This is a genomic window from Microbacterium sp. As-52 (assembly GCF_049949185.1).
GTDB classification, from domain to species: Bacteria; Actinomycetota; Actinomycetes; order Actinomycetales; family Microbacteriaceae; genus Microbacterium; species Microbacterium maritypicum_A.
Genome location: NZ_CP188171.1, coordinates 961,746 through 976,148, shown reverse-complemented (window position 1 = coordinate 976,148; position 14,403 = coordinate 961,746). Strand labels below are relative to the sequence as shown.

The 14,403-nt window shown below is 69.2% G+C and carries 13 protein-coding genes; 11 read left to right on the top strand and 2 right to left on the bottom strand.

The features are described from left to right. Positions 1-153 precede the first annotated feature (153 nt). The 3 genes from ACLFA2_RS04760 to erm all read left to right on the top strand — a co-directional run bounded on the left by ACLFA2_RS04760 (position 154) and on the right by erm (position 2,944). Positions 154-1,356: a sensor histidine kinase gene (locus ACLFA2_RS04760; RefSeq protein WP_021198110.1), complete on the top strand. Its 1,203-nt coding sequence runs from the start codon at positions 154-156 to the stop codon at positions 1,354-1,356. Then, positions 1,353-1,955 (top strand): response regulator, encoded by a 603-nt coding sequence (locus ACLFA2_RS04755; protein WP_426622118.1) that lies wholly within the window; start codon positions 1,353-1,355, stop codon positions 1,953-1,955. The genes ACLFA2_RS04760 and ACLFA2_RS04755 overlap by 4 nt, the downstream gene beginning before the upstream one ends. Before the next feature lie 224 nt (positions 1,956-2,179). Continuing rightward, complete coding sequence (erm, locus tag ACLFA2_RS04750; RefSeq protein WP_426622117.1) at positions 2,180-2,944, top strand: 23S ribosomal RNA methyltransferase Erm; 765 nt, start codon at positions 2,180-2,182, stop codon at positions 2,942-2,944. A 57-nt stretch (positions 2,945-3,001) separates the two neighbouring features. Here erm and ACLFA2_RS04745 read toward each other — a convergent pair whose 3' ends face one another. Further along, on the bottom strand, positions 3,002-3,814 hold the full coding sequence (locus ACLFA2_RS04745) for an alpha/beta fold hydrolase (protein WP_021198107.1): 813 nt from the start codon (positions 3,812-3,814) through the stop codon (positions 3,002-3,004). A 150-nt stretch (positions 3,815-3,964) separates the two neighbouring features. On the opposite strand from ACLFA2_RS04745, the gene ACLFA2_RS04740 reads away from it, so the two are divergent. The 8 genes from ACLFA2_RS04740 to ACLFA2_RS04705 all read left to right on the top strand — a co-directional run bounded on the left by ACLFA2_RS04740 (position 3,965) and on the right by ACLFA2_RS04705 (position 13,925). Next, on the top strand, positions 3,965-4,471 hold the full coding sequence (locus ACLFA2_RS04740; protein WP_426622116.1) for a methylated-DNA--[protein]-cysteine S-methyltransferase: 507 nt from the start codon (positions 3,965-3,967) through the stop codon (positions 4,469-4,471). Between the two features lie 119 nt (positions 4,472-4,590). Beyond that, entirely contained in the window at positions 4,591-5,994 is a 1,404-nt protein-coding gene (gene thrC / locus ACLFA2_RS04735) for a threonine synthase (protein ID WP_021198105.1), read from the top strand. A 238-nt stretch (positions 5,995-6,232) separates the two neighbouring features. Next, complete coding sequence (locus ACLFA2_RS04730) at positions 6,233-7,570, top strand: purine-cytosine permease family protein (RefSeq protein ID WP_021198104.1); 1,338 nt, start codon at positions 6,233-6,235, stop codon at positions 7,568-7,570. 40 nt (positions 7,571-7,610) lie between these two features. Further along, a complete protein-coding gene (locus ACLFA2_RS04725; RefSeq protein WP_029259726.1) occupies positions 7,611-9,158 on the top strand; it encodes a hydantoinase/oxoprolinase N-terminal domain-containing protein in 1,548 nt (515 codons plus the stop codon). A 1-nt stretch (position 9,159) separates the two neighbouring features. Beyond that, positions 9,160-10,260, top strand: coding sequence for a DUF917 domain-containing protein (locus tag ACLFA2_RS04720; RefSeq protein WP_426622115.1), 1,101 nt, complete (start codon positions 9,160-9,162; stop codon positions 10,258-10,260). Further along, positions 10,257-11,375 carry a DUF917 domain-containing protein gene (locus tag ACLFA2_RS04715; RefSeq protein ID WP_029259728.1) on the top strand — a complete coding sequence of 373 codons (1,119 nt, stop codon included), beginning with the start codon at positions 10,257-10,259 and terminating at the stop codon, positions 11,373-11,375. The genes ACLFA2_RS04720 and ACLFA2_RS04715 overlap by 4 nt, the downstream gene beginning before the upstream one ends. A gap of 10 nt (positions 11,376-11,385) precedes the next feature. Continuing rightward, a complete protein-coding gene (locus tag ACLFA2_RS04710; RefSeq protein ID WP_029259729.1) occupies positions 11,386-12,414 on the top strand; it encodes a DUF917 family protein in 1,029 nt (342 codons plus the stop codon). After that, positions 12,411-13,925 carry a PucR family transcriptional regulator gene (locus tag ACLFA2_RS04705; RefSeq protein WP_426622114.1) on the top strand — a complete coding sequence of 505 codons (1,515 nt, stop codon included), beginning with the start codon at positions 12,411-12,413 and terminating at the stop codon, positions 13,923-13,925. The genes ACLFA2_RS04710 and ACLFA2_RS04705 overlap by 4 nt, the downstream gene beginning before the upstream one ends. A 12-nt stretch (positions 13,926-13,937) precedes the next feature. On the opposite strand, the gene ACLFA2_RS04700 is transcribed toward ACLFA2_RS04705, so the two are convergent. Then, positions 13,938-14,351, bottom strand: a complete 414-nt coding sequence (locus tag ACLFA2_RS04700) for a VOC family protein (RefSeq protein WP_426622113.1) — start codon at positions 14,349-14,351, stop codon at positions 13,938-13,940. Positions 14,352-14,403: the final 52 nt, after the last annotated feature.

Here is a 14,403-nt window from a genome sequence, read left to right as displayed (position 1 = left end):
GATGCTCCCGGTTGTCGGTGCGAACGGAGTCTCCGCCGCGATGACTCCAGTCCAGCCGAGTGCTCCGTTCGGCGGCAGTGTCGGCCCGTCATCGCTTCCCGGGCGGATCGCACGACGCATCCGTGACAACTGTCACGGCCCTATCGTGGGAGCGTGAGCAGCCGCGTCGAGCCCCTCGCCCCCGTCGAACCGAGTCCGGGGGCGAGACAACTGTCTCGCGGTATCACGGCGACGTGGTGGTACACCGTGACCGCCGTGATGTTCCTCCAGGTGATGCTGGTCTTCGCGTGGACGGGCATCCTCGCCGCGCAAGGTCAGAACGGTCCGCTGATCCTCGTGGTCGCCGTCGGCGGCCTGGTGTGGTGCGCATCGACGGCGTTGCTCCTGTTCGACTACCGCCACCGTGTCGACGCGGTGCCGGGATTCCGCTGGAGGCGCATCGCCGTCCCCCTGCTCATCGCCGTCGCGTACGGCACCGTCGCCGGGACGCTTGCCGGGAGCTGGCAGCTCGCGGCGATGCCGATCGTCCAGTCGGTGGTGCTCCTGAACTGGCCGCGAGGCATCCGCATCCGCGTCGTCGTGGCGGGAACGCTGCTCCTGCTGGTGCTGGCCGCCGTCGACTCCTCCGCTCACGCCTTCGGTGCGGTGCTCGCGTGGTGGGTGGCCGTGATCTACACCGCACTCTTCCCCGTGATGACCGTGAGCTCGTTGTGGTGGTGGGATGTGCTCGTCACCCTCGACCGCGCCCGCACCTCGGAGGCGAAGCTCGCCGCGACCCAGGAGCGGCTGCGGGTCGCGACCGACGTGCACGACCTGCAGGGTCACCATCTCCAGGTCATCGCGCTGCAGCTCGAACTCGCCGAGCGTCTCCTGCCGAGCGATCCGGATGCCGGCATGGAGCAGCTGCGCGCCGCGCGGGTCAGCGTCGACGAGGCGCGTCAGGGGACCAGGGACCTCGCGACGCGCTTCCGCTCGGTGCCTCTCGGCGATGAACTCGCCAACGCCCGCGACCTGCTGACCGCGGCCGGGCTCGAGGTGGACGCCGCCATCGGTGCGGATGCCGACTCCGCACCGGCATCGGCCCTCGGCCCGGTCATCCGTGAGACGACGACCAACGTGCTGCGCCATGGCGGCGGGGAACGCGCACGCCTCGTGCTCACGCGCGTCGCGGGCACGTGGCGATACGAGATCGCCAACGACGTCGTGCCCGGCGCGGTCGACGAGCATGACGGGTCCGGATTGGACGGCGTCCGTCGGCGCGTCGAAGAGGTCGACGGCACGCTCGACGTGCGTCGGGACGCGGACGAGTTCGTGGTGGTCGTGACGGTCCCGGCGCGGTCGGAGGAGACACGATGATCCGTGTGCTGATCGCCGACGATGAGGCGATGATCCGCTCCGCGCTCGCAGCCCTCCTCCGGCTGGAAGACGATATCGAGGTCATCGCCGAGTGCGAGGACGGCGAGCAGGCGGTCGTCGAGGCTCTGCGACTTCAGCCCGATGTATGCCTGCTCGACCTCGAGATGCCCGCGCTCGACGGCGTGCAGGTGGCCGAGAAGCTGCACAGGGCGATCGCGACGCGGTGCGTGGTCGTCACCCGTCACGCGCGTCCAGGCGTGCTGCGCCGTGCCCTGGCCTCCGGTGTCTCCGGCTTCCTGCCGAAGTCCCGTGGGGCCGACGAGGTCGCCGCCGTCATCCGCCGGGTCGCGGCGGGGGCTCGCTACGTCGATCCCGAGATCGCCGCCGATGCCCTGAGCGACGAGCGCTCACCGCTGACGGACCGTGAACTCGACGTGCTGCGTGCCGGTCGGCGTGGGGAGACGACGGGGCAGATCGCACGAGCGCTCGCTCTCGCCCCGGGGACGGTGCGCAACCACATCTCCGTCATCCTCGGAAAGCTCGCGGTCGGCACCCGTCAGCAGGCTGTTCTCGTCGCCGAGGAGCGCGGCTGGATCTGACGGCCGATATGCTGATGCGCATGGGAACGATATGCGCAGCGCCCGTGATGGGGCGCAACCTCGTGTTCCGCGACCGCCGCGCCTGACGGCGCGCTCGCTCATCGCACGCATCTGCGCGCCGTCCACCGAGATGTCATCGCACCTCGGGACGGGCAGTCCTCAGCGACGCCTCTTCGCGTCCTCCCCCCTCCGAGGTGCTCCGATTCTTCTTCTGGAGCGCACTCATGCCTCGTTCGATCCATGGTGGCCGTCACGAACTCGGCCAGAACTTCCTCACCCATCGTCCGACCCTCACCCGCATCTCCGGCCTCGTCCGCCAGACGTCCGGTTCGATCCTGGAGCTCGGCTGCGGTGACGGCGCCCTGACCCGCGCTCTCGCACAGCTGGGCAGGCCGCTCACCGCGATCGACATCGACGAGCACCGCGTGCACCGACTGCGCGCGACGCTGCCCGGCATCCGTATCGAGATCGCCGACGCCACACGTCATCCGCTCGATGCCGAGGTGGTCGTCGGCAACATCCCCTTCCACGTGACGACGCCGATCCTGCGACGGCTGCTCTCCCGAGGCCGCTGGAACGAGGCGGTGCTGCTCACGCAGTGGGAGGTGGCGCGCAAGCGGGCAGGCGTCGGCGGTGGCACCATGATGACCGCGCAATCGGCGCCGTGGTTCGAGTTCTCCCTCGAGGGGCGGGTGCCGGCGTGGGGCTTCGCACCGCAGCCGAGTGTGGACGGCGGCCTCCTCGCGATCACCCGACGTGGTTCTCCGCTCGTCCCTGTCTCCGATCGGCGAGCGTACGAGGAGTTCGTTCGGTTGATGTTCACGGGGCGGGGAGGCAGTCTGCCCGCCGTCGTCGCGGGTGCGGCGCGGATCCCGATGTCTCGAGCACGACGCGTGGTGGCGGCTGCCGGGGTGACCGGCCGGAGTCTTCCTCGTGATCTGCATCCGGAGCACTGGGCCGCGCTCTGGCGCCAGGTCTCGCGGGAATGACGCGCTGAGGCCGTCGAGCGCTGAAGGGGCTCGACGGCCTCGTCCGTCACGTCGTCCTCAGTGCGCGAGGACCTCGCGCAGGCGGGCCGCGAATTCCGCAGGATGATCGACGAATCCCGTGTGGTCGCCGGGGAAACGGGTCGGCTCGATGCCGAGCTGTGCACCGAGTGCCGTCGTCGTGCGCTCGCAGAGCTGGTCGACCGACTCCTCGCCGATACCCAGGACGAGGTCGTCCGCCCGTGCCCGCAGAGTCTCGACGTCGGGCTCCCAGCGCACGCTGGCCGGCAGCTCGTGCTGGAACCAGAACTGCTCGTCCTCCTGATGCTGCGGATCGACCTCGCCGCCGAACCACTGGACGAGCATCTCCTCCGGCATCGGGATGTTCGCCTGCGCGAAGAACAGCCGCCAGGCGCCGACGCGGTCGCCCGAGAGGGCTGCCGCGGTGAGCTCGTCGGTGAGACGACGCTGCTCGACGCGGTCGGGGAGCAGCTCGAGCAGCGGGGGTTCGTGGGCGATGACCGTGGACGCGAGGTCTCCATGCGATTGCACGAGCGCCAGGCTGGTCACCGCGCCGCCGCTCGATCCGAAGACGACCGCCGGCCCGCGATCGACGTGGGCGATGAGTGCCGCGAGATCGTCGGCGCGCTGCTGGGGGCTCGAACCCCGGGAACGGTCGTGGAGGATGCTCCGCTTGGCGCCGCGCGGGTCGGATGTGAGCACCGTGTGGTCGGTCGCGAGTTCGACGGCGAACGGGGCGAAGGCATCGGCGTCCATGGGGGCGCCGATCAGGACGAGGAGCGGTCCTTCACCGCGGAGTTCGTAGTGGAGACGGACGTCGGGCAGGTCGAGCGCAGCCGTGGTGGTGCTCATGTGGTGCTCCTTGTCATCGAGGTGGCGTTCCGTGTTCTGCGGTTTCGGTAGGTCCAGGTTCGCCCCCCGATGCGTCCTGGCGCCATACCCGTCCGCAGAGTGCCGCGGACGATCGCTGTCGCTGTCGCTGTCGAGAGGTACCCTCGACGCATGCCCGCCTTCGCAACGCTCGCGACCTCGGTCGGCGTCATCGGCGTCGTCAGCGACGGTGCGGCGATCACCCGCGTCGCGTGGCGATCGACTCCGCCCGAAGGGAGCCTGGCGCCGTCGGACCCCACCTCCGATCCGCTGCTCGCCGAGGCGCTCGCCCAGCTCGCCGCGTACTTCGCGGGCACCCTGCATCGCTTCGACGTCCCCGTCGATCTCGGAGATCAGACGGTCGCGACGCGGGCGGTCCTCACGGTGCTGCACGAGACGGTCGGCTACGGTGAGACGATCACCTACGGTGGACTCGCCGCGCGCAGCGGCACAGATGTGCCGGCCCGGGGGATCGGGTCGATCATGGGGGCGAACCCCGTCCCGCTGATCGTGCCCTGCCACCGGGTCGTCGCGGGCGATGGGCTCGGCGGGTACTCGGGCGGCGATGAGGGACACGGGCTCGAGACCAAGCGCTGGCTGCTGGAACACGAGGGTGCGTTGCCGACCTCTCTGTTCTGAGCGGCTCTGTTCTGAGCGGCTCTCTTCTGAGCGGAAGCCGCCTCTCGTGTCATCGCGTCATCGCGGACGGGAACACCCTGCGAGAATGGACGGGCCGAGTCCCGAGCCGAGGAGCCAACGTGCAGTTCATCTCCACCCGCGGCGGCATGCAGCCGCAGTCGTTCAGCGAGACGCTGTTGGAGGGCCTCGCGCCCGACGGCGGACTGGCGGTGCCCGAGGTCATGCCGACCGTCGACGGCGAGACGCTCGAGCGCTGGCGCGCGCTGACGTACCCGCAGCTGGCGACCGAGGTGCTCGGTCTGTTCGCGACCGACATCCCCCGCGCAGACCTGGCGCGCATGACGGATGCGGCCTACGCCGACTTCCCCGACGGCGTGGTGCCGCTGCGGGTGATCGATGACGAGCTCACCCTGGTCGGGCTCTCCGAAGGCCCGACGCTCGCGTTCAAGGACATGGCCATGCAGTTCCTCGGCCAGGTGCTCGAGTACACGCTCGAGCGCAACGACTCCGTGCTCAACATCCTCGGCGCCACTTCGGGAGACACCGGATCCGCGGCAGAGCACGCGCTGCGCGGCAAGGAGCGCGTCGCGGTGTTCATGCTGTCGCCGCAGGGACGCATGAGCGCGTTCCAGCGGGCGCAGATGTTCTCACTCGACGATGCGAATGTGCACAACATCGCGGTCGATGGTGTCTTCGACGACTGCCAGAACCTCGTGAAGAAGCTCGCAGGAGACCTCGACTTCAAGCGCTCGCAGCACTTGGGGGCCGTGAACTCCATCAATCTGGCGCGCATCACGGCGCAGACCGTCTACTACTTCTGGGCGTGGCTGCGGGCGACGGACGCCGGTGGCTGGACCGAGCTGTCGTTCACGGTGCCCTCCGGGAACTTCGGCAACATCCTCTCTGGGTTCTTCGCGAAGCAGATGGGACTGCCGATCCGGCGCCTCGTGCTGGCGGCGAACGAGAACAACGTGCTGGACGAGTTCTTCCGCACCGGCGTCTACCGGCCGCGCAGTGCGGCCCAGACCCTCGCGACCTCGAGCCCTTCGATGGACATCTCCAAGGCGTCGAACCTCGAGCGGTTCATCTTCGAGCTGGTCGGTCGCGACCCGGCCCGCGTCGTCGGCGCCTGGGACGACCTCGAGGCGCAGGGCCACTTCGACTTCTCCGCCGAGCAGGAGCGCTTCCTGGAGGAGTTCGGCATCGTCAGCGGCACCTCGACGCACGAGGATCGACTGGCGACCATCCGCGCGGTGTACGAGACGACGGGTGAGGTCATCGACCCGCACACGGCGGACGGCGTCAAGGTCGCACGCGAGTACGTCGAGCCCGGTGTGCCGATGCTCGTGCTCGAGACGGCCAAGCCGGAGAAGTTCGCCGAGACGATCCATGAGGCCATCGGTGTGGAGCTCGGCTACGCGCCGGAGCTGCAGGAGATGCTCGACGCGCCTCAGCACGTGACCGAGATGGGTGACGACGAGCACGCGCTCCGCGCCTTCATCGAGACCAACGCGCTGCACTGACCTTCGACCTCGACCCGCGAGGTGGTCGAGACCACGCCTCGAGCCGAGACCCACCCCTGGCGATGTCCGCAGGGGTGGGTCTCGTCGTCGGTCGTGATGTACCGGCGGCCGTGGACGGAGCGAGTGGTGTGCGATCTGCACATCCATGGGTGATTCTCGTGCGATATGCACATGTCGGCCCTGTGGGAAGCGTCGCTACTGTGGCGCACAACCCGTTCCCTCCTCCCGAAGGATCCTCATGGCACGCACGGCGCACGCAGACGACTTCGCGCTCTCCCGAGTGACTCCCGAGGCCCGCAGACCCTGGTTCGGAATCGCCGTGCAGCGATTCGGCCAGGTCTCGGCCCTCTCGCAGTTCCTCCTCGGCGCGACCCTCGGTTACAGCATGACTTTCGGCGAGGCCGTCCTCGCCTTCCTCTTCGGCTCGCTCATCCTCGAGGTGATCATGTGCGTGGTCGGCTTCATCGGCCAGCGCGAGGGCCTCAACACCGCTCTGCTCGCACGCTGGACCGGCTTCGGCGAGATCGGCGCCTCGCTGGTCGGCCTCGCGATCGGTATCAGCCTCATCGGCTGGTTCGGCATCCAGTCGGCCATCTCCGCGCAGTCACTCGACGCTCTCATGCCCGGTGCCCTGCCGGTCTGGGCCTGGAGCCTCATCTTCGGCCTCGCCGTCACCGCGATCGTGGCCTTCGGCTTCGTCGGGATGCAGTGGCTCGCGAACATCACCGTTCCGCTGTTCCTCATCCTGGTCGGTTGGTCGGTCATCACCGAGCTGAGCCGTCACGACATCGGCGAGCTGCTCACGGGACCGGCGCCCGGACCCACGATGAGCGTCTGGGCCGGAACCGGCATCGTCGCCGGTGGTCTCATCGTCGGTGCGATCATCACGGGTGACATGACCCGCTTCAACCGCTCGCGCGCCGACGTGATCAAGCAGACCGTCCTCGGCGTCTCGCTCGGCGAGTTCGTGATCGGTCTCGCCGGCGTGCTGCTCGCCCACGCGGCCGCCACGGGCGACATCGTCGCGATCGTCACCTCGTCGGTCGGTTTCATCGGTCTGTTCATCGTGCTCACCGGCACCCTGAAGATCAACGACTGGAACCTGTACTCCTCCACGTTGGGCCTGGTGAACTTCATCTCCACCGCGTTCGGCAAGAACCTGCACCGTGTCACGACGACCATCGTGCTGGGTGTCGTGGGATCGATCCTCGCCGCGGTCGGCATCCTCGGACAGTTCACCGAATTCCTGATCGTGCTGAGCGTCGCGTTCCCGCCCATCGCCGGGATCATGGTGGCCGAGTACTACATCGTGCGCCGCTGGCGCCCCGACCTCGACGCCACCCGAGACGCCGGCACCCTTCCGACGACCGCTCCGCGCATCGTCCCCGCGACGATCGTCGTGTGGTTGGTCTCCGCGCTGGTCGGCTACTTCGTGACCTGGGGCATCCCGTCGCTGCTGAGCCTGTTCCTCTCGATGGTGCTCTACATCGTGGCCGGCAAGCTCGGCTGGGTCCGTGGCGTCGGTGTGGCGACGACACGACAGGCCACCTCGGTCGAAGCAGCAGCAGCGGCCTGAGCCGCCTGAGACAGACACCCCTCACAGGAAAGCGAGAATCATGCATATCGGCATCGACGTCGGCGGTACCAACACCGACGCAGTCCTCATGGACGGCACCCGCACGCTCGCGGGCGTGAAGCACTCGACCACCCCCGATGTCACCGGTGGCATCATCCAGGCGATCGAGGACCTGCGGGCCGGGCACGCCTTCGAGGGCGCCGACGTCGATGCCGTCATGATCGGCACGACGCACTTCATCAACGCGCTCGTGCAGGCCAGCCGCCTGGCACCGGTCGCCGCCCTCCGGCTCGGACTGCCCGCCACGCGGGCGCTGCCGCCGCTGATCGACTGGCCCGAGGTTCTGGTCGAAGCCACGCAGGCCCGCAGCTATCTCGCCCACGGCGGCTATGAGTTCGACGGCCGGCCGATCTCGCCGCTCGACCCGGACGAGATCCGGGCGCACGCGGAGGACATGAAGGCGCATGGCATCCGCTCGGTCGCGATCTCGTCGGTGTTCAGTCCGGTCAACCACGACCTCGAGGTGCGGGCGGCTGAGATCGTCGCGGAGGTGCTGGGTGCGGACGCCGCCATCTCGCTGTCCCACGAGATCGGTCGCATCGGGCTGCTGGAGCGCGAGAACGCGACCATCATCAATGCGGCGCTGCGTGAGCTCGCATCGGAGATCGTCGACGGGCTCACCTCCGCCGTGCGCGCCCAGGGCATCGAGGCGCCGATCTTCCTCAGCCAGAACGACGGCACGCTCATGGACGAGGAGTACGTGCGCCGCTACCCGGTCGCGACCTTCGCCTCCGGCCCGACCAACTCGATGCGCGGGGCTGCTGCCACGAGCGGACTCGACGACTGCGCCGTGATCGACGTGGGCGGCACCACGGCCGACATTGGTCTGCTGATCAACGGCTTCCCGCGTGAGACCGCGAACGAGGTGAAGGTCGCGGGCATCCGCACCAACTTCCGGATGCCCGACGTGCTCTCCCTCGGCATCGGGGGCGGGAGCATCGTCGACGAGGAGACCGCCGAGGTCGGTCCGGCTTCGGTCGGATACAAGCTGACCACCGAGGCTCTGGTCTTCGGCGGTTCCACTTTGACCGCCACCGACATCGCGGTCGCCGCGGGTCGCGCACAGGTGGGCGATGCGAGCAAGGTCGCTCACCTCGACCCGGCATTCGTCGAGCGGGTGCTCGCCCGCATCGCTGAACGCGTGTCCGAAGCCGTCGACCGCATGCGCACCTCGCCCGAGCCCATCGCGGTGGTCGCCGTCGGCGGGGGATCCATCCTGCTTCCCGACGAGCTGCCACTGTTCGGCACCGTGCACCGCCCGGAGAACTATGCGGTCGCCAACGCCATCGGCGCGTCGATCGCGCAGGTCGGCGGCGAGATCGACAAGGTCTATGCGATCGAACCGGGACGTCGCGACGAGACCATCGCCGAGGTGCGCGCCGAAGCCGTCGACAAGGCGATCGCGGCGGGCGCGAAGCCGTCGACCGTGTCGATCATCGACTTCGACGAGGTGCCGATCCCGTACCTCCCCGGCAACGCGACGCGCATCCGCGTGAAGGCCGTCGGCGACCTCGACATGGGAGCGTGACATGAGCTGGACGATCACTCCCGCGCACATCGACGGTCTCGCCCGCGGTGCTGCCGTCCTCGGCACCGGCGGGGGAGGAGACCCCTACATCGGAGCGCTGCTCGCTCGTCAGGCGCTGACCTCCGGCGACGTCACGGTCGTCGGCCTCGACGAGGTCCCCGACGACGCTCTCGTGCTGTTCGTCGCGATGATGGGAGCACCGACCGTGATGGTCGAGAAGCTCCCGAGCCTCGCCGAGGTCATCGAACCGGTCAGGGCGCTCAGCGTGCACCTCGGCCGTCCGATCACCCATATCGCGTGCGCCGAGGTCGGAGGGGTCAACTCGACCATCCCGATCGCCGCCGCTGCCGCGCTCGGCCTTCCGCTGCTCGACGCCGACGGCATGGGGCGGGCATTTCCGGAACTGCAGATGGTGCTCCCGACGCTGTACGGCGTGACGGCATCGCCGCTCGCGTTCAGCGATGAGAAGGGCAACACCGGCGTGCTGCAGACGGTCGACAACTCGTGGACCGAGCGCATCGCCCGCGTGGCCTGTGTCGAGATGGGGTGCTCGGTCATGATCTCCGGGTTCTCGATGTCGGGATCTGCCGCGCGGGAGTCGCTCGTCTCGGGGTCGCTGTCCCGCTGCATCGAGATCGGGCGGCGTATCGCCGCCGCACGCGACGAGAAGACCGATCCGGTCGCGGCGGTCGTCGAGCTTCTCGGCGGGCGCGAGCTGTTCGACGGCAAAGTCATCGATGTGCACCGCGCCACCACGACCGGCTTCGCGCGCGGACGTGCACGCATCGACGGCGACGGCGACGTGACGCTGACGCTGCAGTTCCAGAACGAGCATCTCGTGGCCGAGGCCGACGGGACCGTGCTCGCGACCACTCCCGATCTGATCATGGTGCTCGACGGGGAATCCGGCGAGCCGATCACGACCGAGGCTCTGCGTTACGGACAGCGCGTGCGGGTGATCGCGGCCCCCGCCGATGAGCGCTGGCATTCGGAGGCGGCGCTCGCGATGGTCGGCCCCGGCTACTTCGGGTACGACATGCCGGCGCACCGCTTCGACGGCAGCATCTCGGCAGGATTCGTCTCGACGGGAGCCGCGGCATGAGCTGGCAGCTCACCGCCGCAGACCTTCCCGATCTCGCCCGCGGTGCGACGCTGCTCGGCACCGGCGGCGGGGGCGACCCGTACATCGGCAAGATGCTGGTCGAGCGCGTGCTCGGGGAGGGGAGCATCACGATCCTCGACCCGGACGAGCTCGCCGACGACCTGTTCGTGATCCCGACGGCCCAGATGGGCGCGCCGACCGTGATGATCGAGAAGATCCCCGCCGGGACCGAGCCCACCCTCGCCCTGCGCACGCTCGAAGAGCACCTCGGGCGGAAGGCGGACGCGACGATGCCGATCGAGTGCGGCGGCATCAACTCGATGATCCCCCTCATCGTCGCGGCGGAGACCGGGCTGCCCGTGGTCGACGCCGACGGCATGGGCCGTGCCTTCCCTGAGCTGTCGATGGAGACCTTCGCCGTGTACGGCGTGCACGGGTCGCCCCTCGCGCTCGCGGGAGAGCGGGGTGAGAAGGTCGTGATCGACACGGGAGACGACGACCGCCAGATGGAGTGGCTCGCCCGCGGCATCACCATCCGACTCGGCGGTGTGGGACACATCGCCGAGTACGCGATGACCGGAGCCGACGTGCGCCGGACGGCCGTTCCCCGGACGATCTCGATGGCCCTCGCGCTGGGCCGCGCCATCCGGATCGCCCGTGAGGAGCATCGCTCGCCGTTCGACGCGATCGCCGAGACCCTGGCGAGCACGCTCTACCCGCACCTGCGCGAACTCTGCGTCGGCAAGGTCGTCGACGTCGAGCGGCGCACGACCGAGGGGTTCGCCAAGGGGAGAGCCGTCATCGCGCCCCTCGGTGCCGACGAAGGCGACACCTTCGAGATCTCCTTCCAGAACGAGAACCTCATCGCCCACCGGAGCGGGACGCTGGTGGCGATCGTGCCCGACCTCATCTGCGTGGTCGATCACGAGACGGCGGAGCCCATCACGACGGAGGGCCTCCGCTACGGGCAGCGCGTGCGGGTGCTCGGCATCTCCACACCGGAGATGATGCGCACACCCGACGCGCTCGCCGCCTTCGGCCCGTCCGCGTTCGGCCTCACGGCGGAGTTCGTTCCGCTCGAGACGCTGGCCGCGGGTGAGGACGTTTCTCCCTAGGCTGGAGCGCATGATGCTGCAGCGCGACGACCTCACGGCGCTCGCCCGCGGCTATGCGCTGCTCGGCTCCGGCGGCGGCGGCTCGACGACCATGCTCGAGCTGATGCTCGCCGGTGCCGAGGGCTGGCCGATCGAGGTCTCGCCGATCTCGGCGCTCGACCCCTCCACGCCCTGTCTCGGGGTTGCCTTCGTCGGCTCGACCATGCTGCTGGAGGAGCGTCTTCCGGGTGCGGCGCCGTTCACCCGGCTGCTCGACGCCGTCGAGCGGTGGATCGGTCATCCGGTCCCGGCGGTCTGTTCCCTCGAAGGCGGAGGCATGAACGGGCTGGCGCCGTTGCTGCTGGCCGGGTCGCATGTCGTGGTCGATGCGGACTGCACCGGCCGGGCCGTTCCGGGACTCGACCAGATGTCGCTGTTCGTGGATCGCGTCCCCGGCCTCGTGTTCGCCTGCGATACGGGCTTCGATGGCGTCGCGCTCGTCGAGGCGCACCGGGCGATCGATGCCGAGCGTGTCGTCCGATCGGCGATCATCCAGGCCGGCGGGGTCGGCTGCGCCGTGCTGGGCGGGTTCACGGTCGGCGATCTGCGGGAGCACGCGATCGGCGGCCACCTCGCCCATGCGCTCGACCTCGGTCGGGCTTATCTCGGCGCCGCGACCGCTCCACTCCCGATCCTCGCCGATGCGCTCGGGGCGGAGCTTCTCGCCGAGGGGCGCATCGTCTCGGTCTCCTCGTCTGCGCACGATCCCCACGTGAACGCGGTGGAGATCAGCGGGCTCGCCGGGGCCGTGCACCGGGTGGTCAGTCGCTCCGAGACCCTCGCCGTGCTGACCGACGGCCGTCTGGTCGCATCCGCGCCGACGATCATCGTGGTCATCGATGCGATCTCGCGGGAGATCCTGGAGGTCACCGAGCTTCGACTCGCGCGGAACGTCGCGGTGCTCGCCATCCCCGCGCCGGAATGGTGGAACGCCCGACCGGATCGGCGGGCGAAAGTGCTGCCCTCGGCATACGGACTCGACGATCTGGACGCGGCGTGAACGAGAGACTGCAGTTGAGCGCGCTGCTCGCCCACGGCGAGAACGGCGGGCTTCGGAGAGTCGCGGGCCCCGAGGACGCCGCGTGGGAAGCGGTGACGGTAGGGGCGGGGGAGTCCGAGCTGAGCGCGAGCGGGCCCGATCGGCTCGCGGTCCTGACGGCGACCGCCCCGACGTCGACCTGGCAGCAGGACGCGCTGTTGCGGCGGCTGCGTGATCGCGGATACACGGGACTGGCGCTCTCGGGAGCGGCCTCGTTCGATGCCGGTGCTTTCCGCCTCGCGGATCGGATCGGTCTGTGCCTGCTCGATGTCGAACGTCCCATCCAACTCGCGAAAGCGTGCTGGATGCTGATCGAGGCGCGGGATGCGCTGACGCTCAGCCAGGTGCGCAAGGTCGCGCAGTCGTTCGAGTATGCCGCCGATGACCTGGCCGATCTGCTGGGGCACATCGCCGCGAACCTCGGTGTCGGTGCCGCGCTGATCGACTCGTCGGGAGTGCTGCAGGAGGCAGGTGCGCATCTCGACGAGCGACTGCACGCCGCGATCGGTTTCGAATCCTGGCTCGATCGGGCCGGTGTCGGCGATGCGGCGGCCGCGTCGGTGCGTGTGGACAGCCCGGGTCGCACCGGGTTGCGGCTCGTGCTCTTCGGTCGAGGACTCGGGGAGGCACAGGTGCAGTCGCTCTCCGTCGCCGCCGAGGTGGCGATGCCGGCGGTCGCCGCACGCATCTTGATCGACGAGGTGGCGGCGGTGAACGACGTCGCCGTGTCCTCCGGGCTGCTGCGCGACTTCGTCGATCTGCATGGGGCGGCCGACGCCGATGTCGAGCGGCGCATGGCCGAGCGCGGCTGGCGCACCGGTGGACATCACCTCGGCTTCCGGATGGTGGCGAGGGGACGACTCGATTCCTTCTCGCTGCTGCGGACGGTCAGTGCCGGGCTCAGCGCCATCGACGGCGATGCGCACGCGACGACGGCCGGTCGAGGACTGAGCGGGTGGCTGACCTTTCCGGAGTCGCCGGATCCTGATCGGGTGGAGCGGGCGGTCGCGTCTCTGCGAGAGCTCCATCTGAGTGCCCTGCGCGATTTCGCCGTCGCCACCGGCATCGGCTCGCTCCAGGGAGGACCGGAAGGACTCGCCACGACCCTCGACGAGGCGGGGGATGCGGCGCGCATCGCGGCGTCGCGATCGGCGACAGGGTGGTTCGTGCGCGTCGACAGCCTCGGACTCGAGCAGCTCCTGCTCGCCTGGACCGGGAACGACACGTTCGTCCCCGCTGCGGAATCCCTGCTCGCACCGTTGCGGGAGGGAGGGGGAGAGCTGCTCACCACCCTTTCGTCGTACCTCGACCACGAATCGGGCATCGCTGCGACCGCGACGGCGCTCGGTCTGCACCGCAACACCGTGACCGTGCGGATCCGGCGTGTGCAGGAACTCCTCGGCATCGACCTGACCGACCCGGAAGCGCGCTTGGCGCTGCATCTCGCCTGTCGGGCGGTGCAGCCGCGCTGACGCGGAGCGGTCTCACTCCTCCGAGTCGCCGTGCAGCATCCACGGGATGCCGAAGCGATCGACGAGCATGCCGAAGAGGCCGCCCCACGGGGGCACGTCCAGCGGCATCGTGATCGTCGCGCCGTCGGCGAGCTTCTCCCACACGGCGCGGGTGGTGTCCTGGGAGTTGCCGCTCAGTGACACCGAGAACCCCTGCGGCTTCTCGTAGGGCATGCCGTCGGGGGAGTCGGAGGCCATGAGCACCAGACCGCCCGGAGCATCGAGTTGTGCGTGCATGACGAGGTCCTTCTGGCTCGGATCCTGCACCATGTCGGGGAACTCTCCGAAGGTGTTGATCACCAGGTCACCGCCGAGGACGCTCTGATAGAACTCCATCGCCGTGCGGGCCTCGGTGCGGAACGAGAGATACGGGTTGAGAGCGGGCATGAAGACTCCAGGAGTGTGTGAACGGTGTCATGACCGGCACCGCTGGAACTCA

Coding starts and splice junctions, on each gene's coding strand:
- ACLFA2_RS04715 (WP_029259728.1), top strand. CDS start 10,257: ATGAGCTGGCAGCTCACCGCCGCAGACCTTCCCGATCTCGCCCGCGGT.
- ACLFA2_RS04740 (WP_426622116.1), top strand. CDS start 3,965: ATGCCCGCCTTCGCAACGCTCGCGACCTCGGTCGGCGTCATCGGCGTC.
- ACLFA2_RS04710 (WP_029259729.1), top strand. CDS start 11,386: ATGATGCTGCAGCGCGACGACCTCACGGCGCTCGCCCGCGGCTATGCG.
- ACLFA2_RS04700 (WP_426622113.1), bottom strand. CDS start 14,351: ATGCCCGCTCTCAACCCGTATCTCTCGTTCCGCACCGAGGCCCGCACG.
- ACLFA2_RS04720 (WP_426622115.1), top strand. CDS start 9,160: ATGAGCTGGACGATCACTCCCGCGCACATCGACGGTCTCGCCCGCGGT.
- ACLFA2_RS04730 (WP_021198104.1), top strand. CDS start 6,233: ATGGCACGCACGGCGCACGCAGACGACTTCGCGCTCTCCCGAGTGACT.
- ACLFA2_RS04725 (WP_029259726.1), top strand. CDS start 7,611: ATGCATATCGGCATCGACGTCGGCGGTACCAACACCGACGCAGTCCTC.
- ACLFA2_RS04745 (WP_021198107.1), bottom strand. CDS start 3,814: ATGAGCACCACCACGGCTGCGCTCGACCTGCCCGACGTCCGTCTCCAC.
- erm (WP_426622117.1), top strand. CDS start 2,180: ATGCCTCGTTCGATCCATGGTGGCCGTCACGAACTCGGCCAGAACTTC.
- ACLFA2_RS04755 (WP_426622118.1), top strand. CDS start 1,353: ATGATCCGTGTGCTGATCGCCGACGATGAGGCGATGATCCGCTCCGCG.